Source organism: Ciceribacter lividus, from assembly GCF_003337715.1.
Classification (GTDB): Bacteria; Pseudomonadota; Alphaproteobacteria; order Rhizobiales; family Rhizobiaceae; genus Allorhizobium; species Allorhizobium lividum.
Window position 1 is genome coordinate 58,227 of record NZ_QPIX01000010.1, and the last position, 22,954, is coordinate 81,180.

Sequence of the window (22,954 nt, forward strand, 5' to 3'; positions counted from 1 at the left end):
GAGGGGTGCACAAGGCGCCCCTTGCTCCCCTGTCCTGGCGCTCAGAGCCAGGTGACCGTCCCGCCGTCGCGGTCGATTTTCAGGATCCGGTCCTGGGGAACGTTCATGTTGCAGGCGGCATCCTGTGACCACTTGCCGATGAGCCGGAAGACGCTGCGCACAACGCCGCCGTGGCTGACGCAAACCGTCGGGCGGTCGACGGAGGTGAGCCATGCACCGACGCGCCAGGAGAGGATTTCATAGCTTTCGGCGGCCTCTCCGGGCGGGATGAAATCCCATTTCTCCCGTTTGCGGGCTTCGACCCGATCGGGGGCCTGCCGGCGCAGTTCGGCGAGCGTAAAGCCCTGCCAGTCTCCGAAGGAAAGTTCCATCAGCCGCGTTTCCGTCCGGTAGGCCGCTGGATCGAGGCCCATGGCGGCGCGCACGCGCTCCATGGTCTCGCGGGTGCGCCCGAGCGGGGAGGAGACGTAGTCGTAGGTTTCAGCCGCGTCGCCGAGTTCGGCCGCAAGCCGTTCGCCGTTGCGGCTCGCCTGGCTGCGGCCGAGGGCATTGAGGGGCACGTCCTGCTGCCCCTGCAGCCTTCCCTCCGCGTTCCAGTCGGTCTGGCCGTGGCGAATCATGTAGATGAACACGGCAGACCACTCCAGAAGCGGGAGACTATTCCTTGGATACGGAGATGTCCGGGGCGTCGACGGCCTTCATGCCGACGGTGTGATAACCGCAGTCGACGTGGTGGACCTCGCCGGTGACGCCGGTCGAAAGATCAGAAAGAAGGTACATGCCCGACTTTCCGACTTCGTCCGTCGAGACGTTGCGCTTCAGCGGCGAATTGTACTCGTTCCACTTCAGGATATAGCGGAAGTCGCCGATGCCGGAGGCTGCGAGCGTCTTGATCGGGCCGGCGGAGATCGCATTGACGCGGATGCCACGGCCGCCCATGTCGACGGCGAGGTAGCGCACGCTCGCCTCGAGCGCGGCCTTGGCGACGCCCATGACGTTATAGTGCGGCATGACCTTTTCGGCGCCGTAATAGGTGAGCGTCAGCAGCGAGCCGCCGTCGTTCATGATCCGCTCGGCGCGTGCCGCGACCGCCGTGAACGAATAGACGGAGATATCCATCGTGCGGGTGAAGTTGTCGCGCGTCGTCTCGATGTAACGGCCCGTCAGTTCATCCTTGTCGGAGAAGGCGATCGCGTGGACGACGAAGTCGATCTTGCCCCACTTTTCTTCGAGATTGTTGAAGACGGCGTCGATGCTTTCGAGATTGGTGACGTCACAGTCGCCGGCCATGAAGGCGTCCAGCTCCTGCGCCAGGGGTTCGACGCGCTTGCGCAGGGCGTCGCCCTGCCACGTCAATGCGATGTCCGCGCCCGCGTCACGGCAGGCCTTAGCGATACCCCATGCGATGGAACGGTTGTTTGCGACGCCCATGATCACGCCGCGCTTGCCTGCCATAAGGCCGGAACCTTGAACCATGTTTTGTTTCCCTAAGACTTTCGATTGAAACTGCCTATGGCATAGCCCGCATCACGGTTCAAGATTGACCGGGATCATCTACTGTTAGGCTGCGTAACAAAGGGTGTGATTGTCACAAATACTTCACAAGAACAAGCCGTGGCGCATCAGCCGCATGAGGTCGGTGACCTTTTCGTCCGGCTTCTCCCAGAGCAGAACGCGAAGCTCCACGGCGAGCACACCGCGTTTTCCCTCTGCGTCCGCAAGACCGAGATCGTCGATGCGGATGACCTGGTCCGAGCCGGACCACGGCGGAATGGTGACCTGCACCGGTTCCGTCGGCGTCTCGACGGTCGCCTCGCAGCCGAGAACGGCATCCTCGAGCGTGATCGGTAGCACGGTGTGGATGTCGTAGCCCTCGGTGCGGAATTTCTCCGTCTTCTGGACGCGGATCGTCACGGCGACGTCGCCGCGCAGCATGCCCTGGACCTTGAGGCCCTGGCCCTTCAGGCGAACGACGTCCCCGTCCTTCAGTCCGCCGTCGAGGTTGACGCGGAGGTCGCGCCCGTCCGGGAGCGTGACCGTCACCGGGGAGCGGTTGAGGAGGTCGCTGATTGCGACCTGCGCGTCGACAAGGATGTCGGGCGCCGTCTCGGGCGGCGGCTGCACGCCGCGCAGGCGACGCACCAGTGCGCTGATGAGTTCGATCGGCCGGAGGGGAGCAGGGCCGGAGAGGCCGCCGTTCTCTCCCTCGGTCTTGGCAGCCTGGTCTTCCCGCCGCAGGCTCTCGGCGACGGCGGCCGCCTCCGGACTGTCGCCGAAGATGCGGGCGACCACGTCTTCCGGGCTCTCGGCGCCGGCCTTGCCGGCGGGCTTTGCCTTCGCCTGCGATTGCGGCTGAGGCTGAGGCTGAGGCTGCGGTTGCGCCTGGGAGGTCTGGGATTGTCTTTCGGCCTTCGCCTTTTCAGCCTCGGCCCGCTGCAGTTCGGCGAGAATGCGCTCGGCGTTCTCCTTGGCTTCCTTCGCGCGCTCGGCCGCCTCGCGCGCGGCCTGTCGCTGCTGCAGGATCGTCTGTTCGCGCATGCGGTTCTCCGCCTTCTCGCGTTGCCGGTCGTAATGGGTGCGCTTCTCAGGATCCTTGAGGATTTCGTAGGCTCGGCCGATCTCGGCGAAGCGATGGCTCGCCTCGGGATCGTCCTGGTTGTGGTCGGGATGAACGGATTTCGCCTTGTTGCGCCAGGCCGTCTTTATCTCGTCGGCTCCCGCATTCCGCCGCACGCCGAGCACTGAATAGAAGTCGCGCATCCAGATCCCCGATGACTTGGCGTGGCACGCTCCGCATCCGGAGGGGCCGGCCATTGAAACCTTCGGCGCGGACGACCTCCGTCGTGCGCGCAGACAGCCCGATCATCGCAAGAAGTTGCTAATTAGAAGTTACACCGGGCGCGGTGGAGCGAGGGCCGACGTGAATCGGCCGCCGACCGGGATGGCGACGAGTTCGGTTTTGCGAAGCGTCTTCCGGCGCCTCAGGGCTGGCGGTCGAAGCTCACGAGCTGCCAGCCGGGCCCGACCGCACAGGTCTTGCCGTTGAAATAGGCGATGCCCTCGTAGGAGTGGCGGGTCGTCGAAAAATGGCGGCAGACGCCGCCGCCCTGCTTCTGCTCACGGATCGCGGTGACGACGCCCGAGCTGCCGGTCGAGGCGTTCGCCCAGGGCAACGGATCGGAGCCGAGCTTGGAAAGATCTGCCGAAGAGACGGCGTTCTGCACGGTCATTTCGTCGGAGCTGCCGTTCACATGGCTGCCCGTGACGGTGCCCGTTGCGATCGAGCGATCGACCTTGTCATCCCCGAAGAGGCCGAGCCCTCCGGCCATGCAGCCGGTCAGCGGAAGTGCGAGAAGGGCGACGGCGACAATCCTGCCGAAGCCGGGCGTCGTGCCCTTTGTGCCTGTCTCTGACTTTGCTATGTCTCTCAATGGGCGTCCTGTCCAGCGCTGAAAACCTGGGCATTGGTGATGAACTTCAGGAGCATTCGACTTAATATGTCTGAATCGAAGTTAACAAGCGGTGACTTTACAGAAGAGAATGAGCCATTCACCCTTTTCGGGACGTGGCTGAAGGACGCGGAGTCCTCGGAGATCAATGATCCCAACGCTGTAGCGCTCGCGACGGTCGACGAGCACGGCCTTCCGAACGTCCGCATGGTGCTGTTGAAAGAGTTCGATACCCGCGGTTTCGTCTTCTACACGAACTTCGAGAGCCAGAAGGGGCGCGAGATCCTCGGCCAGAAGAAGGCGGCGATGTGCTTTCACTGGAAATCGCTGCGCCGGCAGGTGCGCCTGCGCGGCGAAGTCGAGGTCGTCTCGGACGAAGAGGCGGACATCTATTACCGTTCCCGTCCGCTCGGCAGCCGCATCGGCGCCTGGGCGTCCAAGCAGTCGCGCCCGCTGGAGAGCCGATTCGCGCTCGAAAAGGCGGTCGCCGAATACACCGCCCGTTACGCGCTCGGCGACGTACCGCGGCCGCCGCACTGGTCGGGCTTCCGCATCCGCCCCGTCTCGATCGAGTTCTGGCACGACCGCAAGTTCCGCCTGCACGACCGGATCGAGTTCCGCCGCGAGACGGTCGATTCGCCGTGGACCAAGGTCAGGATGTATCCCTGAGGGGCTCAGCCCTTCAGGCGGAAGGGAATGCCGGAGGCGAGCGCGGAGACGTAGCGCTTCTTCTGGTAGAAGCCGTTCAGCGAGATCCGCGGTAACCGGAAGAGCCGCTCGGCAGACTGCGTGCTGAGCGTGCCGGGGGATGTCGTCACCGCGAGGCGGAGACCGGCATCCTCGACGGCGCGCACGCTCGCGTCCGTGACGCTGCGCCTGTCGCCGTAGGGATAGGCGAAGGCCAGCGGGCGCCGGCCGGTGATCTCCTCCACGTAGTCGGCAGACCGGCGCACTTCGTCCGAGACCGTGGCCGGATCGAGGAAACCGAGCGAGCGGTGGCTCACGGTATGGGCTCCGAAGGTGACGAGCGGATGCCTCGCGAAGGCTGCGAGCTCTTCTCCCGACATCACGAGATCCTCGACGATCGCCTTGGGGTCGATGCCGGCTGCCGCCGCCGCGCGGTCGAGTTTCTCGATCATGGCCTCCTCGCCGTGGGCGCAGATCGCCTCGGCGATGTGGTCGAAGGCCGCGCGCTTTTCGGCGCGTGTGCGGAGGTCGTAATGGACCGGCTCGCCGCCGTCCTTGAGGTCGACGCCCCTGAGCCTGTCGAGGATGGCCGAGGCCGTCTCCCACCAGATCGTGTGGGTGCGTTCGGAAAATCCGCGACAGACGAAGACGGTGAAGGGAACGCCGTGCCGTTCGAAGACGGGCAGCGCGTGGTCGCGGTTGTTGCGATAGCCGTCGTCGAGCGTGAAGGCGGCAAAGGGCTGCTGCCCCGGTCCGGATGACTGGAGGAGGGCAGGGACGTCCTCGAGATGCACGAAGCGGTATCCCTCGGCCTTCAGCTGCCGGATGGCGGCGTCGAGGAACTGCGGCGTCACCTCGAGGTGATCGTTGACATTGGTGAGCGTCGGGACGAAGGGCCGGACATGGTGCAGCGTGAAAATCGCTCCGAGTCCGCGCGCCGACGCCATCGCGCCCGCTCGTCGCAACAGGTGCGACGCTTCGAGCCCGGCAGTGATGACGCCGCGTCTGGCCAGCTCCCTCAGCATGCTTCCTTCCGTCTTTCACTCCTGCCGGTCGCGGCACCCGGAGTGCCGTTCCGTTCGGTGCGGCGACCGTAGCCAATCGGCGTTAAGCGGGAGTTGCCAGAATACCCAAGAATCTATGGGGAGTTACATTCCGCCCTCAGCGTAGCAGACCGTCGAGCAACGGCAAGCCGATGATCGCGGCGGCGGCAATGAGCCCGTAACAGATACGCCGGAACACCTGGTCGTCGGTCTTGCCGAAGAGCCGCGACCCGGCAAGCACGCCGAGGCCGAAGACCGGGCCGGCGACGAGCGACAACGCAAATGCCGGCAGGCCGAAAAAGCCGGCGAACACGTAGTTGACGCCGGTGATCAGCGAGCTCATCGCGAAATAGAAGACGAGATTAGCGCGCACCGTGGTCGCCGGCAGCGCTCCGCCGAGCCAGTAGGCGACGACCGGCGGTCCGCTCACCTGTGCTGCCCCGCCGAAGACGCCTGCAACCGCGCCCACGCCGATGGTGAGCGGCGCCGTAGGCTTGCCGTGATAGCGCCAGCCGGAGACCAGCAGAGCGAGCAGCGAAATGACCACGGCGATGATCGCCCAGCGAACGGCGAGCGGATCGGCGCGGGCGAGGATCAGCGTGCCGAACGGTACGCCGGCGAGCGCCCCGACGAGCATGATGCCGGCTTCCCGCTTGTCGGCCTGGCGCACGGCGCCGGGGATCATCGGCAGGGTCATCACCAGGTCGATGATGAAAAGGATCGCCACGGCGAGCCGCGGCTCGACCACGGAGCTTGCCAGCGGAACGAAGATGAGCGCGCCGCCGAAGCCGGAAAAGCCGCGCGCCAGGCCGGCGACCAGCGCCGAGGCAAGAAGGAAGGAGAGCGTGCCTGTGCTCTGGCTGCCGATATAGGCGGGGATGGCTGCAAGCGTGATGTGCGTCGGCTCCATGCCCGTCGTCCTCTCTTCGTGCGGAGGCTCTCCTTAGCAGAGTCGCATCGCGGGAGGGCAGCCGGTTTCAGCGGGCGTTTCCCCGAGGGTTCCGAAGCAGCCGGACGGCACGCCAGGAGACGAGGGCGGCCGGCAGCGACCACAGGAAGGCGAGGACAAAGGCGGTGGCGAGCGGCCCGCGCAGGTCCTCTGCGCCCTTCGCCGCCGCAAGCCCGGCGGCGTTTGCCGTGAGCCCGGCAAGCGCGCCGCCGAGCGCGTAACCGGCCGATTGCAGCGTCGGCAGGAGCGTCGAGGTCTTGTCGCGCTCGTGTGCGGGGGCGGTGTCCATCAGCATCTGGCTGAGATACCCCCAGCTCACGCCGAAGGCCGCGCCGATCGCCACCTGCGCGACGACGAGCAGGGCGATCTTGCCCGACAGGAGCGATGCGACCAGCAGGCCGAGCCCGCCGACGAGGAGCAGCGGACCGATCCAGATCATGCTGCGCTTTCGGCTGTCCGACCGGAGGTTGGCGACGCCGATCGCCGTCAGGCTCCAGCAGATCGCCATCAGCGCGCTCATCCCGCCGGCGGCCGTCGGGGGGAAGTGCCAGAGGTTCTGCAGGCTGAAGACGAGATAGACGCTGCTCGTCGCCTGGGCGAGCGACATCAGGAGGACGGCCCAGAGCCCGAGCCCCAGCGCGGAGCCGAGTGAAAAGGCACCCGCCGGCAGGACCGTCTCCTTCGCCCGGCGGTCGAGATGCAGCGAACCGGCGAGCGCGAGGACGGCGACCACGAGGGCGACGGCCGCCTGCGGCAAGGCACCGGACAGGCCGGCGACCAGCACCGTCACCAGCGCTGTGGCGAGAAGGGCGAGCCGGAGCCCGGGAAAGGCCGTGCTCCTAACCTCGCGGCCTTGCCGGTTCGGCACGATCGTCACCGCCATCAGCACGAAGATCGCGATGATCGGCACGTTGACGAAGAAGGCGGCACGCCAGGAGATCGTTTCCGTGAGATAGCCGGCGAGCACCGGGCCACCGAAGGCGGCGAGCGCCCAGACCAGAGCCTCCGCGCCGAAGACCTTCGGCACCAGGCGGGGCGGGAAGATTTCCGGGATCAGCGCATAGCAGATCGCCGCGACCACCCCTTCGCCGAGTCCCTGGCCGATGCGCCCGAGAAGGACGGCGGCCATAGTCGTCGCGGTCGCCGCAAGCAGCGTTCCGGCGAGAAAGACGAGTGCAGCGGCGGTGAGGACGAGGCGGGCGCCAAAGCGTTCCTTCAGCATGGCCGCGCTTGTCCCGGCGATGATCGAGGCGGTGAGAAAGAGCGTCAGCGACCAGGAAATCACCGCCTCGCCGCCGAGTTCGGCGACGGTCGTCGGCATCACCGTGCTGACGAGAAAGCCGTTGAAGGCGTAGAGCGCCACGCCGAGGCAGAGCATCGCGGTGGCGACGAGATAGCGAGGTGCGAGCAGGTCAAGCCAGCGGCCCCCGTCGCTTTCGGCGACGGCGGGCGTCAATTCGGTGATCTCTCTCTCGTGGACGGTCATCGGTCGTTGCTTTCCTTTGCGGGTCCTTGAAGATGATTTGCGGACGCTACGACCTCAACCGCGATTGAGGTAAAGGGGGATTTTGGGTTGCCGGCGCCGCCTGCGTGAAAGGGAACGTTAACCACGATCGGCGGTTTCTGTGCGCCGCTTTGCCCGCCCGGCCGGCACCAGCGTCGGACCAGCTTCACCGATCAGATTATGGCTGTATTGCTCGATTGTCGCCGCATTCTTCGTCTAGGCAACCCCGGTCTTCGAATCGGCCCGCCGATTCCTGTCACCCGGACATTCTCGCGTTTCTGATCCGCTCCCGTGGAGGAATGATGAATAAGCTGTTGGTCGCGCTCTCGTTTTTCGTAGTGATCGGCTGTTTCACCAGTTCTGCAAATGCCGGCAGCGCCCAGTTCCTTCTCGACGCGCGGACCGGAAAGGTTCTCGCCTCCGAAAACGGCGACATGCTCAACCATCCGGCGTCCCTGACCAAGATGATGACGGTCTACATGACCTTCGAGGCGATCCGCAGGGGCGAGCTCTCTTGGGACAGCCCGGTGCCGTTTTCGAAATACGCTTCCTCCCGCCCGCCGACCAAGCTGCGCGTCAAGGCGGGTGATGCGATCACCGTGCGGGAAGCGGTGCTCGGCATGATCGTCCAGTCGGCCAATGACGCTGCGGTGGCAATGGCCGAGAAGCTCGGCGGCTCCGAGCCCGCCTTCGCCGAGATGATGACCCGCAAGGCCCGTTCGCTCGGCATGCCGAACACGGTCTTCGTCAACGCGTCCGGCCTTCCCGACGACCGCCAGATCACCACGGCGCGTGACATGTCGACCCTCGGGCTGGCGCTGATGCGCGACTTCCCCCGGGAATACAAGCTCTTCTCTACCCGCTCCTTCGCCTTCCGCGGCCGCACGATCAACGGCCACAACAACCTCATGTACCGTTACAAGGGCATGGACGGCATCAAGACCGGGTACACCAATGCCTCCGGATACAATCTCGTCAGCGCCGTTGTGGATGGCAACCGTCGCGTAATCGGAGTCGTGATGGGCGGCCGCAGCGCCGCCGGTCGCGACAAGCTGATGGCAAGCCTCATCGACGGCAATATCCGCAAGGCCTCCGGCGGTTCCAAGCTGGTCGCCAGCAACGGTCCCGGTGCAGTGATCGCCCGCCTCGGCAACGAAGTGCCGGTTCCCGTCGTCGCACCGGATCATGACGCCGTCGCGGAACTGATCAGCGATGCCGCGCCGCTTCCCGAAAGCCGTTACGGCACCGCCTTTGCCGACACCCGCAACGTCTCCGGGGCGGTTGCCGCCGTCGAGAGCGTCGCCCAGCCCAAGCCCGCAATGCCGGTGCGGGGCGGCGGGAAGTGGCAGATCCAGATCGCCGCTGCGGTAAGCGCCGAGGCGGCCATGGGGCTGCTGTCCGATGCCAAGGCGAAGATCGGCGAACCGCTCGCCAATCGCAACGCCTATACCGAGCGCGTCTCGCGCAACGGCAGCACCTTCTACCGCGCTCGCTTTAGCGGCTTCGACAGCAAGGTCGACGCGCGCCGCGCCTGCGAGAAACTCGTCGAAAACCGCTACGACTGTGTGCTGATGCCCGTGAACGGGTGACCGGCGGCGGGAAGTCAGTCGACTTGCCCCTTCTTTCACTGATGGGAATTGCCCGCCCGCCGGAATCGCGCCATGTTCTCCATGAACAGATGGAGAACGCAATGTTGCAGGAGCTTGCACTGCGATTTGAAACCGCATCGGTAACCTACGCCGAAGCGCATGCCGTCGAACGGGACGCCGACTGGTTCTTGATGAAGCTGATGGAGGAAGCCGGCGAGGTCGTGCAGGCGGCCAACCGGCTGAGCGGCCGCAGCCGCCGAAAGGGATTGGACGAATCTGAGCTGCGGCGATGTCTGGCCGACGAGACGGCAGACCTGCTCGGGCACGTCCTGCTGTTGGCTCATCACCACCGTCTCGACCTTCAGGCGGCGATCATGCGGAAATGGCGGTTCGCTCCTGAAGAGCCTACGCCCGCTCTGCCGCCAGCGGATCGGTGAAGAAGGCACAGCACTCCTCCAGACTGCCGGCGACACGCGCGCAGAGCGCGACGATCTCGTCCGTCGGGGCGAGCAGGTCGGGCACCATCACCGCCATCATGCCGGCGGCGGCCGCCGAGCGGATGCCGTTGTGAGAGTCTTCGAGCGCAAGGCAGTCCGCCGGCGCGACGCCCAGCCTTTCCGCGGCGGCGAGATACGGGTCGGGCGCCGGCTTGCCGCGGGCATAGTCGCCCTGGGCGACGACGTGGTCGAAGCGCGGCAGGAGGCCGAACCCTTCGAGATGGTGACGCACCTGGTGGTGGGCCGAGGACGTGCAGATCGCCCGCGGAATGCCGTGCTGGTCGAGCGTGTCGAGAAGTGCCGTCACGCCGGCCTTCAATTTCAGTTCGGTTTCGATCAGCCGGTTGAAATGGTCGATCCAGATGATGCGGAAGGCATCCGGGTCGAAGTCCTCGCCGTAGTGATCAATCAACAATTGTGCGATACCGGGCCAGGGTTGCCCCATCATCGCCTCGTAGATCGAGGGGCCGATCGGCAGGCCCTCTTCCGTCGCCGCGGAGATCACCGACTTCCGGTAGAGGATTTCGCTGTCGAGGATCAGGCCGTCCATGTCGAAGACGACGGCGCGGGGCAGGCGGGGCAGCATCTTGTCTCGGTTTCCTTCGGTCTCTTTATTCTGTCATGTCGTTCTAGCGGCCGGCCGGCTGCCGCGATCCTCGTAGAGGCGCAGCAGGTAGCCGTCCGGGTCTGCGACCATGAACTGACGGTTGCCGACTTCCCGATCGTCGCGGCGATACCATTTTTCTTCCAGAGAAAGATAGAGACTGATCCGGGCCTTCTCCAGACGCCGCAGTATGGGCTCCACGGCCGGCACCCGGATCTGCAGGTTGAGGCCGCGGCCGAAGGGCCGTTCGATCGGTGCGCCCTCCAGCTCGAATGTGCGTCCGAGCCCGATCTCGTCGATCATCAGTTGCGCATCGCCGAGATGCAGGAAGCTGAAGCCTTCCTCGGGTCGCTCGTAGGCAACCTCGAAGCCGATCAGTTCGGTGTAGAAGGCACGGCTGGAGCGCCAGTCGCTGACAGCCAGCTCCGGAACGAGGGCGTTTCCGCTCACGCCCGCGTGCCGCCGACGGTCACCTGGTCCATCCTCAGATGCGGCTGGCCGACGCCGACCGGTACCCACTGGCCGCCCTTGCCGCAATTGCCGATGCCGGTGTCAAGCTTCATGTCGTTCCCGACCATGGAGATACGCTTCATCGCCTCCGGGCCGTTGCCGATCAGCATCGCACCCTTGACCGGCGCGCCGATCTTGCCGTCCTCGATCATGTAGGCCTCGGTGCAGCCGAAGACGAACTTGCCCGACGTGATGTCCACCTGGCCGCCGCCGAAGGAGACGGCATAGATGCCGCGCTTCACCGAGGCGATGATCTCTTCCGGGGACTTGTCGCCGCCGAGCATGTAGGTGTTGGTCATGCGCGGCATCGGCTGGTGGGCATAGCCCTGCCGGCGGCCGTTGCCGGTCGGCGTCATGCCCATCAGCCGGGCGTTCTGCCGGTCCTGCATGTAGCCGACGAGCCGGCCGTTCTCGATCAGCACATTGTATCCGGAGGGCGTGCCCTCGTCGTCGACGGTGATCGAGCCGCGGCGAAGGTCGATCGTGCCGTCGTCGACGATCGTGACGCCGGGGGCTGCGACCATCTCGCCCATCAGGCCTGCGAAGGCGGAGGTCTTCTTGCGGTTGAAGTCGCCTTCGAGCCCGTGGCCCACGGCCTCGTGCAGCATGACGCCCGGCCAGCCGTTGCCGAGCACGACGTCCATGGTGCCGGCCGGCGCATCGATCGCGTCGAGGTTGACGAGCGCCTGGCGCAACGCCTCGTCGGCGCCGTTCTTCCAGCTCTCCTCGGTCAGGAAGTCGCCGAAGCCGACGCGGCCGCCGATGCCGAAGGAGCCGGTTTCCTGGCGGTCGCCCTCGCCGGCGACGACGGAGATGTTGAGTCGCGTCATCGGGCGGATGTCGCGCACCCGGTGGCCGTCGGCGCGCAGGATTTCCACCACCTGCCAGCTCGCGGCGATCGATGCGGTGACCTGGCGGACCTTGTCGGTCTTGCCGCGCAGATAGGCGTCGACCTCGGAGAGAAGCTTCACCTTCTCCTCGAAGGTCGGCGAGCCGATCGGGTTCTCCTCGCCGTAGAGCTTGCGGTTGGTGCGCTGGGGTGCCGCGGCATAGCTGCCGCCATGGCCGCGGGTGACGGCGGAGACCGCCTCGGCCGCGCGCGACAGCGCCGAGAGCGAAAGCTCGCCCGCGTGCGCGAAGCCGACGGCTTCGCCGGCGACGGCGCGCAGCCCGAAGCCCTGGTCGGTGTTGAAACTGCCGCCCTTCAGGCGGCCGTTGTCGAAGGTCAGTGATTCGGCCTGCGCGTGCTCGACGAACAGCTCGCCGTCGTCGGCGCCCGAGAGGGTCTCGGCCAGCACCGAGCGCAGCTTCGTCTCGTCGCAGTCGAAAAGGTTGAGAAGATCGGTATCCATCAAAGCTCCTTGGGCGCGGGCGGCGGACGCGCTCCTTCGAACCCGATGTAGGTCCGGCAGGGGGTGGAGGCAAGCCCGTCCGCCCGAAGAGCCGGGCGGGAAGGGCGGTGCGCCGTCAGATCGTTCGTTGCCGGCCGGTGCTCAGGGCAGGGAGTCGTAGCCTTCGGCAAAGCCGGTGAGCTCGATCGGAATGCCCACACGGTCCTGGTCGGCCGATTCGCGGAGCGCGAAGACCGCGCTCTTGCCGGCCCGGAGTATCTTCATGAGCTCGTCGTCGATCTCGACCTCGACATAGCAGCCCTCGGCGAAGCAGCGGGTGAAATAGGCCCGGCCGATATTGTTGCCGTCGACGAAGAGCTCCATGCCGTCCTTCAGCAGCACGCCGAGCGGCGCGAGGATGCGCAGCACCTTCGCCTTGCGGTCGGCGGTCTTGAGGATCACCACCGAGAGCCCGACTTCCGGCCGGTCGTCGGCGACGACGTTCTGCATCAATGCGCATTGTTCGACGGAGGCACCCGCCGGCGTATCGCAGATGATCGACCAGGCGCCGTGATTGGAGCGCACGGTGCCGGGCTGTTGCGGCGTCTGCGCAAAGCCCGTTCCGGCTGCTGCGGCAACGGCCAGCGCAAGCACGCCCGACCTGAGAAGTGCTGGAACACCCATGGATACCTCTGGAATTCGAATCATCGCCGCCATTCTTGTCGTCGGGCGCGGTATTGAAAAGCCCCGGAACGTCTTTTCCCCCGAGTGCGGCATATTTGGGACCGGCAAGACGTATCTGCGGTCGAAAAAGCGGGTTTTGGAGGCGCAGTCAAGCTCCTGCGGGACATGGGCCCGCGACAAATTGACGTAGCGCAAAAACGCCGCAGCGCCATTCGGTTAGGCGTATTGCGGTCGGAGACAAACTGTGATTTTAAACAAAAACCCATAGCATGGATTTTGCGTTTCCATTTGATGTGGATCAAACGCTCGAGGGAGAGACACCGTGATTAAGAGAGCTTGCGCAGCGCTGGTCGCCACGACCTGTCTGCTTTTTGCTTCCGCCGGCTTTGCCGACCAGCCTGCACCCTGGCAAACCGATCTCCAGCCGGCGGCGACGCCGATCATGGAGCAGATCCGGTGGTTCGAGCACTATACGCTCTGGTTCATCGTGCCGATCACGTTGCTCGTGCTCTTCCTGCTGATCGTGGTGGTCCTGCGTTTCCGCTCCGGTGCAAATCCGGTGCCGTCGAAGACCAGCCACAACACGATGATCGAGATCATCTGGACCCTGGGACCGGTCCTCGTGCTTCTCTTCTTCGCGATTCCCTCGTTCAACCTGCTCTCTGCACAGCTCACCCAGCCGGAAAGCCCGGACGTCACGATCAAGGCGACCGCGACCCAGTGGCAGTGGAATTACGAATACCAGGGCGACAAGCAGGTCGCCTTCGATTCCTTCATGCTGAAGACGGATGACGACCGCGCCGCCGCCGGCAAACAGGACAAGGCGCTCTATCCGCGGCTGCTCGCCGTGGACAACGAAATGGTCGTTCCGGTCGGCAAGACGGTCCGCGTGCTCGTGACCGCCGCTCCGACCGACGTCATCCACGCCTTCGCCATGCCGTCCTTCGGCATCAAGATCGACGCCGTTCCGGGTCGTCTCAACGAAACCTGGTTCAAGGCCGACCGCGAAGGCCTGTTCTACGGTCAGTGTTCGGAGCTCTGCGGCAAGGATCACGCCTTCATGCCGATCGCCATCCGCGTGGTCGCCGAAGACAAGTATGCAGCCTGGCTCGAAGCTGCGACCACCAGCGTGGAGGACGCCAACAAGGCTCTGATGGCCGCGGTCGACGGTGCGGACAAGTCCGTACAGCTCGCCGATAACGTTTCGAAATAAGGAAGGGGAGTGCGGACAATGGCTGGACCTGTTGCCCACGAAGAGCACGCTCATGGTCAGGGCGCGCATCATGACCATCACGACCACAAGCCGGGCTTCGCCGCCCGCTGGCTGTTCTCGACGAACCACAAGGACATCGGCACCCTCTACCTGATCTTCGCGATCATCGCCGGCATCATCGGCGCGGCGCTCTCGGTCGCCATGCGCATGGAGCTGCAGGAGCCCGGCATCCAGATCTTCCACGGCCTGGCGTCGATCGTCTACGGCTTCGAAGGTGACGCCGCGATCGACGGCGGCAAGCACATGTTCAACGTGTTCACCACCGCGCACGCCCTGGTCATGATCTTCTTCATGGTCATGCCGGCGCTGATCGGCGGTTTCGCCAACTGGATGATCCCGATCATGATCGGCGCTCCGGACATGGCTTTCCCGCGCCTCAACAACATTTCCTTCTGGCTGCTCGTCCCGGCCTTCCTCCTGCTCATCCTGTCGATGTTCGTCGAAGGTCCGGCAGGCGGCTACGGCGTCGGTGGCGGCTGGACGATGTATCCGCCGCTTGCGACGTCCGGCCAGCCGGGTCCTGCGGTCGATCTCGCGATCTTCGCGCTCCACGTTTCGGGTGCGTCGTCGATCCTCGGTGCGATCAACTTCATCACCACCATCCTCAACATGCGCGCCCCGGGCATGACGCTGCACAAGATGCCGCTCTTCGCCTGGTCCGTGCTCGTCACTGCCTTCCTGCTCCTGCTGTCGCTCCCGGTTCTCGCCGGCGGCATCACCATGCTTCTGACCGACCGCAACTTCGGCACGACCTTCTTCGCGCCGGAAGGCGGCGGTGACCCGATCCTCTACCAGCACCTGTTCTGGTTCTTCGGTCACCCGGAAGTGTACATCCTGATCCTGCCCGGTTTCGGCATCATCAGCCACATCATCTCGACCTTCTCGCGCAAGCCGATCTTCGGCTACCTCGGCATGGCTTATGCCATGGTCGCCATCGGCGCCGTCGGCTTCGTCGTCTGGGCCCACCACATGTACACGGTCGGCCTGTCGCTCGGCGCCCAGCGCTACTTCGTCTTCGCCACCATGGTCATCGCGGTACCGACCGGCATCAAGATCTTCTCCTGGATCGCGACGATGTGGGGTGGCTCGCTGTCGTTCCGCACGCCGATGATCTGGGCGATCGGCTTCATCTTCCTGTTCACCGTCGGCGGTGTAACCGGGGTGCAGCTGGCGAACGCCGGTCTCGACCGCTCGCTGCACGACACCTACTACGTCGTGGCTCACTTCCACTACGTTCTGTCGCTCGGCGCCGTCTTCGCCATCTTCGCCGCCTGGTACTACTGGTTCCCGAAGATAACCGGCTACATGTACTCGGAAACGATCGGCAACATCCACTTCTGGGTCATGTTCGTCGGCGTGAACATGGTGTTCTTCCCGCAGCACTTCCTCGGCCTTGCCGGGATGCCGCGCCGCTACATCGACTATCCGGAGGCTTTCGCTGGCTGGAACTACGTCTCTTCGATCGGGTCCTATATTTCGGCCTTCGGCGTGGTGATCTTCCTGTTCGGCGTCTTCGAGGCTCTCGCGAAGAAGCGCGTCGCCGGTGACAATCCGTGGGGCGTCGGTGCGACTACGCTGGAATGGCAGCTGAGCTCTCCGCCGCCGTACCACCAGTGGGAGCAGCTGCCGCGCATCAAGTAAGCGGCGCACGCTGAAACGAAAACGGTTGCCGCGCTCCGGAGGGGGCGCGGCGGCCGGAAAACAAGAATATCGGGACGGAAACAATGACGGTTGTCGACAACTGCGAAGCGCTGGGCATGGAGGGCGAACTGCGCCTGTCCGAAGCCGGTGCACGCGACTACTTCGCGCTCCTGAAGCCGCGGGTCATGTCGCTCGTCGTCTTCACCGCGTTTGCTGGTCTAGTGCTCGCACCTGGACACATCCATCCCGTGCTCGGCGCCATCGCCATTCTCTGCATCGCCGTCGGGGCAGGGGCCTCGGGCGCGCTCAACATGTGGTACGACGCCGATATCGACGCCGTCATGAGCCGCACCGCCCGCCGCCCGATCCCGGCCGGCCGCATCCTGCCCACCGAGGCGCTCGCCTTCGGCCTCACGCTTTCGGTCTTCTCGGTCGCGATCCTCGGGCTCGCGGTCAACTGGTTTGCCGCAGGCCTGCTCGCCTTCACCATTTTCTTCTATGCCGTCGTCTACACGATGTGGCTGAAGCGCTCGACCCCGCAGAACATCGTCATCGGCGGTGCGGCCGGCGCCTTCCCGCCCATGGTCGGCTGGGCCTGCGTGACGGGTGGCGTCTCGCTCGACAGCATCCTGCTCTTCCTGGTGATCTTCCTCTGGACGCCGGCCCACTTCTGGGCGCTCGCGCTCTTCAAGATGCGTGATTACGGCGCCGTCGGCGTGCCGATGCTGCCGAACGTCGCCGGCATCCCGGCCACCAAGCGGCAAATCGCGCTCTACGCGGTGCTGACCGCGGCAGCCGGCGTCGCGCCGGCCCTCACCGGACTGTCCTCGCCCTTCTACGGCGCCTTCGCGGCCGTTCTCGGCCTGGGCTTCGTCTACTATTCGGTCGGCGTCTGGCGCATGCCGGAAGGCGACGAGAAGATGGTGGCGGCCAAGAAGCTGTTCGGCTTTTCGCTCGTCTATCTCTTCGCGATCTTCCTGGCGCTCCTCGTCGACCATTACGTCGTGACATTCGCGACCCTTCCTGGAGGGGCACACTGATGGAAACCGTCAAGCTCAACGACAGCCAGAAGAAATCCCGCCGCGGCCGCAACATCGCGCTCGGCATCGTTCTCGCTGCGCTGGTGGTGCTGTTCTACGTCGTGACGCTGGTGAAGATCAGCGGCGTGGCCCAGTGAAGGACGGAGGTCGGACCTTGGCAGAGAGCACGAAAATTCCAACCGGCAAGGGGCGCAGCAATGCGGCGATCCTCGTCGCCTGCGTCGCCTTCGTCGGCGGCATGGTCGGCATGAGCTTCGCCGCCGTCCCGCTCTACCGCATGTTCTGCCAGGTGACCGGCTACAACGGAACGACCCAGCGCGTCGAGCAGGTTTCGAGCGTCATTCTCGACCGGACGATGCGCGTCACCTTCGACGCCAATGTCGCGCCGGGGCTGATGTGGAAGTTCAAGCCGGTCGAACGCGAGGTGGCGCCAAAGATCGGCGAAACGGTGAAGGTCCATTTCACCGCCACCAACCATTCGTCCGAGCCGAAAAAGGGGCAGGCCGTCTTCAACGTGACGCCGATGGAAGCCGCCGCCTATTTCAACAAGATCGAATGCTTCTGCTTCACCGACATCGAGCTGAAGCCTGGCGAAACGAAAGACATGCCCGTCGTCTTCTTCATCGATCCGGAGATCGTGAACACGGTGGAGACGAAGGATATCGGAACGATCACCCTGTCCTACACCTTCTATCCGCAGGAGGAGACGAAGCCGGTGGCGGTTCTGCCTGCCGGAAAGTCGGACGGGAACCAGAAATTGTGAGAGGAGGGGTCCGGCCCCGCCGGACCTCAGGAAAGATTGACATTCGGGGATTGCTGACATGGCCCAAGCGCATCAGAAGAATCACGACTACCACATCATCGATCCGAGCCCGTGGCCGATCCTGGCCGCAATCGGGGCGTTCCTGCTGACCTTCGGTGGCGTCGGCTACATGCGCTATCTCTCGGGCGGGTCGTTCGAGCTCTTCGGCCTCGAGCTCGCCACGCCGTGGCTGTTCTTCATCGGCCTGGCGATCATCCTCTACACGATGGTCGGCTGGTGGTCGGACACCATCAAGGAAGCCCATGAGGGTCATCACACCCGCGTGGTGTCGCTGCACCTGCGCTACGGCATGATCATGTTCATCGCTTCCGAAGTGATGTTCTTCGTCGCCTGGTTCTGGGCCTTCTTCGATGCCAGCCTGTTCTCGGGCGAAGTGATCCAGTCCGCCCGCGTCGAGTTCACCGGTGGTCATTGGCCGCCGAAGGGCATCGAGGTTCTCGATCCCTGGCACCTGCCGCTCTACAACACCATCATCCTGCTACTCTCCGGCACCACTGTCACCTGGGCACACCATGCCCTGCTGCACGGCGACCGTCGCGGCCTCGTCTCCGGCCTGACGCTGACCGTCCTGCTCGGCGCGCTCTTCTCCTTCGTGCAGGGATACGAATACGCCCACGCTCCGTTCACCTTCAAGGACTCGATCTACGGCTCGACCTTCTTCATGGCGACGGGCTTCCACGGCTTCCACGTGCTCGTCGGCACGATCTTCCTGATCGTCTGCCTGCTGCGCGCGCTGAAGGGCGATTTCACCCCGAAGCAGCATTTCGGCTTCGAGGCCGCCGCCTGGTACTGGCACTTCGTCGACGTGGTCTGGCTCTTCCTCTTCTTCTCGGTCTACATCTGGGGCGGCTGGGGCGCACCGCTCGCCCACGGCTGATCGCCGGAAGAACTTTCGACTATCGGAAAAGGCGGCGGCACGACTGCCGCCTTTTTCGTTGAGGGGGCTGGCGGGGAACCGAAGCCGCCACGGAGGATTTGCCCCGGTGCCGGGCATCCTCTAAGAGAAGCGTAATATCAGCAGCAGAGGGACCGCCATGAGCGACGACAATGCGATGTATCCGCCGGTCGATCCGGTGAAGGCGGCGCTCAGTGCCTGCTGCCCCCGCTGCGGGCAGGGCAAGCTCTTCGACGGGCTGAGCAAGATCAAGCCGCGCTGCACGAATTGCGGCCTCGATTATACCTTCATCGACGCCGGCGACGGCCCGGCCGTCTTCGTCATCCTGATCGCCGATTTCATCGTCGTCGGGCTCGCCGTCTGGACGGAGATCAACTACCAGCCGCCGGCCTGGCTGCACGCGCTCCTCTGGGGGCCGCTGGCGATCGGGCTTTCGCTCTGGCTCCTGCGCACCATCAAGGCGCTGCTGGTGGCGCTCCAGTACAAGAACAACGCCTCGCAGGGAACGATCGACCGTGGCTGAGGGGACTGCGGCGGGGCGCACCAAGTTCGTCGTCAGCCTCGTCCTGCTGGTCGTCGCACTCTCCGTGCTCGTCTCGCTCGGCACCTGGCAGGTCCGGCGCCTCCACTGGAAGGAGGCGCTGATCGCCGACATCGAGGCGCGTCGTACACAGCCGCCGGCGCAGTTGTCCGAGATCGAGGCGATGGCTACGCGCGGCGAGGACTTCGAATACCGACCGGTCCGTGTCGAAGGCCGCTTCCTGAACGACAGGGAACGCCATTTCTTCGCGACGTTCGACGGGCGTACCGGCTACTACGTCTACACCCCCTTCGAGCTCGACGATCGCCGCTTCCTCTTCGTCAATCGCGGTTTCATCCCCTACGAGATGAAGGACCCGGCAAGCCGCCGCGAGGGCCTGCCTGAAAGTCGCCAGACGGTGACCGGGCTCGCCCGGGCTCGCCTTGCCGGCAAGCCCTCCTGGGTGGTGCCCGAGAACGACGTCGCCGGCGACATCTTCTACTGGAAGGATCTTTCCGCCATGGCCGCCAGCGCCGGGCTCGCCGAACAAAACGTCGTCCAGTTCTTCGTCGATGCGGATGCGACGCCCGTTGCCGGCGGCTGGCCGAAGGGTGGGGTGACGCAGATCGATTTGCCGAACGACCACCTGCAATATGCGATCACCTGGTACGGCCTCGCCGTCGTGCTGCTAGTGATCTCGATCACCGCCTTCCTGCGCGGCCGGAAGCAGGAATAGCCGCGACGTGGGCAGGTGTTTTCCTCCCGCCGACATCGCGTGATAGAAGACAAAACCACTTGGCTGGAGGGGAACTGATGAAACTGCTCGCTGATCTGCTCACCGCGCTGGTTGCGCTCGAACATCTTTGGATTCTCGTGCTGGAGATGTTTCTCTGGACGAAACCGACCGGCCTCAAGGCCTTCGGCATGAAGCCGCAGCAGGCGGAGGCGACGAAAGTGCTCGCCGCCAACCAGGGGCTCTACAACGGCTTCCTCGCGCTCGGGCTCGGATGGGCGCTCGTCCAGCCGGTTCCGGAATTCGCTTTTGAGCTCAAGCTCTTTTTCCTTGGCTGCGTCTTCGTCGCCGGCCTATATGGAAGCGCGACGGCGTCGCGGCGCATTCTCTACATCCAGGCGCTGCCGGCCGTCCTCGCCCTGATCCTGGTTCTCTTGGCTGGCTGATGACGAACACGACCCCGACCCGACCGAAACTGACGATAAGGCTCTGCGGGCCGCGCGGCTTCTGCGCCGGGGTCGACCGCGCCATCCAGATCGTCGTGCTGGCGCTGAAAGGGTATGGCGCCCCGGTCTATGTGCGCCACGAGATCGTCCACAACCGCTATGTGGTCGAGGGGCTGGAGGCCAAGGGTGCGATCTTCGTCGAGGAACTGGACGAGATCCCCGAGGAGCATCGCGCCCAGCCGGTCGTCTTCTCCGCTCACGGCGTGCCGAAATCGGTGCCGGCGGATGCGGCCGCGCGCAACCTCTTCTATCTCGACGCCACCTGTCCGCTGGTCTCCAAGGTCCACAAGCAGGCGATGCGCCACCAGCGGCTCGGCCGCCATGTGATCCTGATCGGGCACGCCGGCCATCCGGAGGTGATCGGCACCATGGGACAGTTGTCGGAAGGCAGCGTCTCGCTGATCGAGACGGTCGAGGACGCCGCCGCCTACCAGCCTGCCGATCCCGACAATCTCGGCTACGTCACCCAGACGACGCTCTCGGTCGACGATACCGAAGGCGTGATCGCCAAGCTCAAGGAGCGTTTCCCCAATCTCGCCGATCCGGCCGCCGACTCGATCTGCTATGCCACCACCAACCGCCAGGAGGCGGTCAAGCAGGCCGCTCCGGGCTGCGATCTCTTCCTGATCGTCGGCGCACCGAACTCGTCCAATTCGAAGCGGCTCGTCGAGGTGGCGCTGAAGGCGGGGGCGAGACAGTCACTGCTCGTGCAGCGTGCCTCGGAGATCGACTGGGATGCGATCGGCACGATCGGCACGCTCGGGCTCTCGGCCGGTGCCTCGGCGCCGGAAGTGATCGTCAACGAGATCATCGAGGCCTTCAGGGAACGCTACGACACGACGGTGGAGCTTGCGGAATTCTCGGTGGAGAACGAGCACTTCCTCGTCAACCGTGAGCTGCGGTCGATCGAACTCACCCACGACGACATGGCCTGGGTGAACGGCTGAGATGCCCTTGCCGAAAGAGGGAGACAACGCTTTCGAAGTCACGGTGTTGCAGCCGGCGTCGGCGAGCCGATGCATTCTTTTCGCCGCTGGGCGCGGTGGAAATCCCCTGCGGCATCTGGGACTTCTGCAGACCCTCGCCGACGAGGGGATGCTGGTCGTCGCACCCCATTTCGACATGCTGGCATCCCCCGTTCCGACCCGGGCCGAACTGTCGGAGCGGATGCGAAGGCTCTCGCTGGCCGCAGCTCGACATTGCCCGTCCGGACTGCCGGTCGCAGGCTTGGGGCACTCGATCGGAACGGTGGTGTTGCTGCTGCTCGCCGGAGCCGAAGCCGATACGCTGGCGGGAGAGCGGGTGAGGGCCGTGCCGGGGTGTCCGATCGACCGGCTGGCGCTGCTGGCGCCGCCGACTGATTTCTTCCGGCGGCCCGGTTCGCTGGCGTCCTTGACGGTGCCTGTTGAGGTCTGGGTGGGGGATAGGGACACGATCACGCCGCCGGCACAGGCCGCGTTTCTGAGGGAAGCCATCGATGGTGCGATCCCGGTCGATATTCGCGTGGTCGAAGGCGCCGGGCACTTCACCTTCATGAACGAACGGCCGCCGCACGTCACCGACACGCATGCCGATCGCGATGGTTTCCTGCGATCGCTGGCGGATGAACTCCGCGGCTTTCTGGCTGTCTGAGGATGGTCGCCGCCGTCCGGTACCGGCGTGATGTGCCTGTGCACCGGCTCCCGTTTCGCAAAGGGGAGCAGGCCTGCTCGGCAATGCCGGTTTCCCGCAATCCTCAGGAGTGGTGAGGGGCGGCCTTGCGCGTCTTGCTCTTTTGAGTTTTCGCCGGCTGGATCTGCACAGGCTGTGCCATCCGCAACGCGCGCAGCGTCTCGGTCTTCTTTTCGCGCGCCTGGGCTTCCGCAGCGAGAATGTCGCGCGCGGTCGCGTCGGTCTGTTCCGCCTTCTCCTGCGCGGACATTTTCTTGGGCTTGAAGAATGCGTCCTTGGTCGCAACCATGTCTTACTCCCTGGCTGGAGGGCAAATTGCGGCCGCGTGCGGCCGCTCTGCGACGTTCGAGCGCTTAGCGCGCTCGCACGACCTTCTTCTTCGGGGCAGGCAGCAGGCCTTCGCGCTGCGCTTTCTTCCGGGCAAGCTTGCGAACTCTGCGGATGGCGTCAGCCTTTTCCCTTGCGCGCTTCTCCGACGGCTTTTCGTACGCGCTACGGGCGCGCATCTCCCGGAAGAGGCCTTCCCGCTGCATCTTCTTCTTGAGCACCCGAAGTGCCTGATCGACATTGTTGTCCCTGACGAGTACCTGCAAAACATCTCCTTACGCCGCATGGCGGCTGTTATTTTCTGGTCCTGATCGAACCCGGATTGATCCATCGGCCGTCACCGGCGAAGGATGCGGAAGGTGCGGTGCCCCGCGAAGAAGCCGGCGTTTCCGCTCTGTCGACGTCGGCCTCCGTGATGTGCCGGGCGAAGCATTCGTCGCTGAACTGAACGCGATACTGGGCGAGCCCCTGCGCCTCCGGAAGCACGGCGCTGATGCTGCAGCTTCGGTAACGTTCATCCTTGCGGAAAACGCCCCGCTTCAGGACGACGGTGTCGCCGGCGCGATAAGCAGGCTTGCCCATCAAGCTTCCCTCGTCGGTCGAAAAACAAAAGGCCGGGTTTGATCCCGACCTTCCACTTCATTGCCCCGGCGTGCCAGTACATCCGTGGTCACGCGG

Annotated in this window: 28 protein-coding genes; 14 read left to right on the forward strand and 14 right to left on the reverse strand. The window is 64.8% G+C overall.

The annotated features are described in order from the left end of the window. Window positions 1–41 precede the first annotated feature (41 nt). The 4 genes from DFR48_RS17050 to DFR48_RS17065 form a co-directional block, all read right to left on the reverse strand. Complete coding sequence (locus DFR48_RS17050; RefSeq protein ID WP_114364420.1) at window positions 42–632, reverse strand: histidine phosphatase family protein; 591 nt, start codon at window positions 630–632, stop codon at window positions 42–44. A 25-nt stretch (window positions 633–657) separates the two neighbouring features. Continuing rightward, window positions 658–1,476: an enoyl-ACP reductase FabI gene (gene fabI, locus DFR48_RS17055; protein WP_114364421.1), complete on the reverse strand. Its 819-nt coding sequence runs from the start codon at window positions 1,474–1,476 to the stop codon at window positions 658–660. Between the two features lie 123 nt (window positions 1,477–1,599). Then, complete coding sequence (locus DFR48_RS17060; RefSeq protein ID WP_114364422.1) at window positions 1,600–2,760, reverse strand: DnaJ C-terminal domain-containing protein; 1,161 nt, start codon at window positions 2,758–2,760, stop codon at window positions 1,600–1,602. Between the two features lie 221 nt (window positions 2,761–2,981). Continuing rightward, the gene (locus tag DFR48_RS17065; RefSeq protein WP_425359265.1) at window positions 2,982–3,431 is read right to left on the reverse strand and encodes an RT0821/Lpp0805 family surface protein; all 450 of its coding nucleotides are present in this window, start codon (window positions 3,429–3,431) and stop codon (window positions 2,982–2,984) included. Window positions 3,432–3,470: 39 nt separating this feature from the next. On the opposite strand from DFR48_RS17065, the gene pdxH reads away from it, so the two are divergent. Then, window positions 3,471–4,118 carry a pyridoxamine 5'-phosphate oxidase gene (gene pdxH, locus DFR48_RS17070; RefSeq protein ID WP_280956437.1) on the forward strand — a complete coding sequence of 216 codons (648 nt, stop codon included), beginning with the start codon at window positions 3,471–3,473 and terminating at the stop codon, window positions 4,116–4,118. A gap of 5 nt (window positions 4,119–4,123) precedes the next feature. Here pdxH and DFR48_RS17075 read toward each other — a convergent pair whose 3' ends face one another. The 3 genes from DFR48_RS17075 to DFR48_RS17085 form a co-directional block, all read right to left on the reverse strand. Next, window positions 4,124–5,161 (reverse strand): polysaccharide deacetylase family protein, encoded by a 1,038-nt coding sequence (locus tag DFR48_RS17075; RefSeq protein WP_114364424.1) that lies wholly within the window; start codon window positions 5,159–5,161, stop codon window positions 4,124–4,126. Window positions 5,162–5,297: 136 nt separating this feature from the next. After that, complete coding sequence (locus tag DFR48_RS17080; protein ID WP_114364425.1) at window positions 5,298–6,089, reverse strand: sulfite exporter TauE/SafE family protein; 792 nt, start codon at window positions 6,087–6,089, stop codon at window positions 5,298–5,300. A gap of 67 nt (window positions 6,090–6,156) precedes the next feature. Next, on the reverse strand, window positions 6,157–7,614 hold the full coding sequence (locus DFR48_RS17085; protein ID WP_114364426.1) for an MFS transporter: 1,458 nt from the start codon (window positions 7,612–7,614) through the stop codon (window positions 6,157–6,159). Window positions 7,615–7,934: 320 nt separating this feature from the next. On the opposite strand from DFR48_RS17085, the gene DFR48_RS17090 reads away from it, so the two are divergent. Beyond that, window positions 7,935–9,221 (forward strand): D-alanyl-D-alanine carboxypeptidase, encoded by a 1,287-nt coding sequence (locus DFR48_RS17090; RefSeq protein WP_114364557.1) that lies wholly within the window; start codon window positions 7,935–7,937, stop codon window positions 9,219–9,221. Window positions 9,222–9,322: 101 nt separating this feature from the next. Beyond that, window positions 9,323–9,658 (forward strand): pyrophosphohydrolase domain-containing protein, encoded by a 336-nt coding sequence (locus DFR48_RS17095; protein WP_114364558.1) that lies wholly within the window; start codon window positions 9,323–9,325, stop codon window positions 9,656–9,658. Here DFR48_RS17095 and DFR48_RS17100 read toward each other — a convergent pair. The 4 genes from DFR48_RS17100 to DFR48_RS17115 form a co-directional block, all read right to left on the reverse strand. Further along, window positions 9,627–10,304 carry an HAD family hydrolase gene (locus DFR48_RS17100; protein ID WP_114364427.1) on the reverse strand — a complete coding sequence of 226 codons (678 nt, stop codon included), beginning with the start codon at window positions 10,302–10,304 and terminating at the stop codon, window positions 9,627–9,629. The genes DFR48_RS17095 and DFR48_RS17100 overlap by 32 nt on opposite strands. A 33-nt stretch (window positions 10,305–10,337) precedes the next feature. Continuing rightward, window positions 10,338–10,772: a bleomycin resistance protein gene (locus DFR48_RS17105; protein ID WP_114364428.1), complete on the reverse strand. Its 435-nt coding sequence runs from the start codon at window positions 10,770–10,772 to the stop codon at window positions 10,338–10,340. Further along, a complete protein-coding gene (gene tldD / locus DFR48_RS17110) occupies window positions 10,769–12,184 on the reverse strand; it encodes a metalloprotease TldD (protein ID WP_114364429.1) in 1,416 nt (471 codons plus the stop codon). The genes DFR48_RS17105 and tldD overlap by 4 nt, the downstream gene beginning before the upstream one ends. 141 nt (window positions 12,185–12,325) lie before the next feature. Beyond that, a complete protein-coding gene (locus DFR48_RS17115; protein ID WP_114364430.1) occupies window positions 12,326–12,847 on the reverse strand; it encodes an invasion associated locus B family protein in 522 nt (173 codons plus the stop codon). A 322-nt stretch (window positions 12,848–13,169) separates the two neighbouring features. Here DFR48_RS17115 and coxB point away from each other — a divergent pair, with 322 nt between their 5' ends. The 11 genes from coxB to DFR48_RS17175 all read left to right on the forward strand — a co-directional run bounded on the left by coxB (window position 13,170) and on the right by DFR48_RS17175 (window position 21,910). After that, window positions 13,170–14,060, forward strand: coding sequence for a cytochrome c oxidase subunit II (gene coxB, locus DFR48_RS17125; RefSeq protein ID WP_114364432.1), 891 nt, complete (start codon window positions 13,170–13,172; stop codon window positions 14,058–14,060). Window positions 14,061–14,078: 18 nt separating this feature from the next. After that, on the forward strand, window positions 14,079–15,761 hold the full coding sequence (gene ctaD, locus DFR48_RS17130; RefSeq protein ID WP_114364433.1) for a cytochrome c oxidase subunit I: 1,683 nt from the start codon (window positions 14,079–14,081) through the stop codon (window positions 15,759–15,761). 83 nt (window positions 15,762–15,844) lie between these two features. Then, on the forward strand, window positions 15,845–16,801 hold the full coding sequence (locus DFR48_RS17135; protein ID WP_114364434.1) for a heme o synthase: 957 nt from the start codon (window positions 15,845–15,847) through the stop codon (window positions 16,799–16,801). Then, a complete protein-coding gene (locus tag DFR48_RS17140) occupies window positions 16,801–16,938 on the forward strand; it encodes a hypothetical protein (protein ID WP_114364435.1) in 138 nt (45 codons plus the stop codon). The genes DFR48_RS17135 and DFR48_RS17140 overlap by 1 nt, the downstream gene beginning before the upstream one ends. Window positions 16,939–16,955: 17 nt before the next feature. Continuing rightward, the gene (locus DFR48_RS17145; RefSeq protein WP_114364436.1) at window positions 16,956–17,564 is read left to right on the forward strand and encodes a cytochrome c oxidase assembly protein; all 609 of its coding nucleotides are present in this window, start codon (window positions 16,956–16,958) and stop codon (window positions 17,562–17,564) included. Window positions 17,565–17,622: 58 nt separating this feature from the next. Further along, window positions 17,623–18,501, forward strand: coding sequence for a cytochrome c oxidase subunit 3 (locus tag DFR48_RS17150; protein WP_114364437.1), 879 nt, complete (start codon window positions 17,623–17,625; stop codon window positions 18,499–18,501). A 157-nt stretch (window positions 18,502–18,658) separates the two neighbouring features. Then, window positions 18,659–19,042 (forward strand): DUF983 domain-containing protein, encoded by a 384-nt coding sequence (locus DFR48_RS17155; protein WP_114364438.1) that lies wholly within the window; start codon window positions 18,659–18,661, stop codon window positions 19,040–19,042. Next, the gene (locus DFR48_RS17160) at window positions 19,035–19,775 is read left to right on the forward strand and encodes an SURF1 family protein (protein ID WP_114364439.1); all 741 of its coding nucleotides are present in this window, start codon (window positions 19,035–19,037) and stop codon (window positions 19,773–19,775) included. The genes DFR48_RS17155 and DFR48_RS17160 overlap by 8 nt, the downstream gene beginning before the upstream one ends. Before the next feature lie 77 nt (window positions 19,776–19,852). Beyond that, window positions 19,853–20,218 carry a DUF1304 domain-containing protein gene (locus DFR48_RS17165; RefSeq protein WP_114364440.1) on the forward strand — a complete coding sequence of 122 codons (366 nt, stop codon included), beginning with the start codon at window positions 19,853–19,855 and terminating at the stop codon, window positions 20,216–20,218. Next, entirely contained in the window at window positions 20,218–21,225 is a 1,008-nt protein-coding gene (gene ispH, locus DFR48_RS17170; RefSeq protein WP_114364441.1) for a 4-hydroxy-3-methylbut-2-enyl diphosphate reductase, read from the forward strand. Before DFR48_RS17165 ends, ispH begins: the two co-directional genes overlap by 1 nt. A gap of 1 nt (window position 21,226) precedes the next feature. Continuing rightward, window positions 21,227–21,910, forward strand: a complete 684-nt coding sequence (locus DFR48_RS17175) for an alpha/beta hydrolase (RefSeq protein ID WP_114364442.1) — start codon at window positions 21,227–21,229, stop codon at window positions 21,908–21,910. Window positions 21,911–22,013: 103 nt separating this feature from the next. On the opposite strand, the gene DFR48_RS17180 is transcribed toward DFR48_RS17175, so the two are convergent. The 3 genes from DFR48_RS17180 to DFR48_RS17190 all read right to left on the reverse strand — a co-directional run bounded on the left by DFR48_RS17180 (window position 22,014) and on the right by DFR48_RS17190 (window position 22,858). Further along, a complete protein-coding gene (locus DFR48_RS17180) occupies window positions 22,014–22,238 on the reverse strand; it encodes a hypothetical protein (RefSeq protein ID WP_114364443.1) in 225 nt (74 codons plus the stop codon). A 64-nt stretch (window positions 22,239–22,302) separates the two neighbouring features. Beyond that, on the reverse strand, window positions 22,303–22,542 hold the full coding sequence (gene rpsU / locus DFR48_RS17185) for a 30S ribosomal protein S21 (RefSeq protein ID WP_114364444.1): 240 nt from the start codon (window positions 22,540–22,542) through the stop codon (window positions 22,303–22,305). 28 nt (window positions 22,543–22,570) lie between these two features. Beyond that, window positions 22,571–22,858 (reverse strand): cold-shock protein, encoded by a 288-nt coding sequence (locus DFR48_RS17190; RefSeq protein WP_114364445.1) that lies wholly within the window; start codon window positions 22,856–22,858, stop codon window positions 22,571–22,573. Between the last annotated feature and the right edge of the window lie 96 nt (window positions 22,859–22,954).

Coding starts and splice junctions, on each gene's coding strand:
- fabI (WP_114364421.1), bottom strand. CDS start 1,476: ATGGTTCAAGGTTCCGGCCTTATGGCAGGCAAGCGCGGCGTGATCATG.
- DFR48_RS17060 (WP_114364422.1), bottom strand. CDS start 2,760: ATGCGCGACTTCTATTCAGTGCTCGGCGTGCGGCGGAATGCGGGAGCC.
- pdxH (WP_280956437.1), top strand. CDS start 3,471: ATGAACTTCAGGAGCATTCGACTTAATATGTCTGAATCGAAGTTAACA.
- DFR48_RS17075 (WP_114364424.1), bottom strand. CDS start 5,161: ATGCTGAGGGAGCTGGCCAGACGCGGCGTCATCACTGCCGGGCTCGAA.
- DFR48_RS17080 (WP_114364425.1), bottom strand. CDS start 6,089: ATGGAGCCGACGCACATCACGCTTGCAGCCATCCCCGCCTATATCGGC.
- DFR48_RS17085 (WP_114364426.1), bottom strand. CDS start 7,614: ATGACCGTCCACGAGAGAGAGATCACCGAATTGACGCCCGCCGTCGCC.
- DFR48_RS17090 (WP_114364557.1), top strand. CDS start 7,935: ATGAATAAGCTGTTGGTCGCGCTCTCGTTTTTCGTAGTGATCGGCTGT.
- DFR48_RS17095 (WP_114364558.1), top strand. CDS start 9,323: ATGTTGCAGGAGCTTGCACTGCGATTTGAAACCGCATCGGTAACCTAC.
- DFR48_RS17100 (WP_114364427.1), bottom strand. CDS start 10,304: ATGCTGCCCCGCCTGCCCCGCGCCGTCGTCTTCGACATGGACGGCCTG.
- tldD (WP_114364429.1), bottom strand. CDS start 12,184: ATGGATACCGATCTTCTCAACCTTTTCGACTGCGACGAGACGAAGCTG.
- DFR48_RS17115 (WP_114364430.1), bottom strand. CDS start 12,847: ATGGGTGTTCCAGCACTTCTCAGGTCGGGCGTGCTTGCGCTGGCCGTT.
- ctaD (WP_114364433.1), top strand. CDS start 14,079: ATGGCTGGACCTGTTGCCCACGAAGAGCACGCTCATGGTCAGGGCGCG.
- DFR48_RS17135 (WP_114364434.1), top strand. CDS start 15,845: ATGACGGTTGTCGACAACTGCGAAGCGCTGGGCATGGAGGGCGAACTG.
- DFR48_RS17140 (WP_114364435.1), top strand. CDS start 16,801: ATGGAAACCGTCAAGCTCAACGACAGCCAGAAGAAATCCCGCCGCGGC.
- DFR48_RS17150 (WP_114364437.1), top strand. CDS start 17,623: ATGGCCCAAGCGCATCAGAAGAATCACGACTACCACATCATCGATCCG.
- DFR48_RS17155 (WP_114364438.1), top strand. CDS start 18,659: ATGAGCGACGACAATGCGATGTATCCGCCGGTCGATCCGGTGAAGGCG.
- DFR48_RS17165 (WP_114364440.1), top strand. CDS start 19,853: ATGAAACTGCTCGCTGATCTGCTCACCGCGCTGGTTGCGCTCGAACAT.
- ispH (WP_114364441.1), top strand. CDS start 20,218: ATGACGAACACGACCCCGACCCGACCGAAACTGACGATAAGGCTCTGC.
- DFR48_RS17175 (WP_114364442.1), top strand. CDS start 21,227: ATGCCCTTGCCGAAAGAGGGAGACAACGCTTTCGAAGTCACGGTGTTG.
- DFR48_RS17180 (WP_114364443.1), bottom strand. CDS start 22,238: ATGGTTGCGACCAAGGACGCATTCTTCAAGCCCAAGAAAATGTCCGCG.
- DFR48_RS17190 (WP_114364445.1), bottom strand. CDS start 22,858: ATGGGCAAGCCTGCTTATCGCGCCGGCGACACCGTCGTCCTGAAGCGG.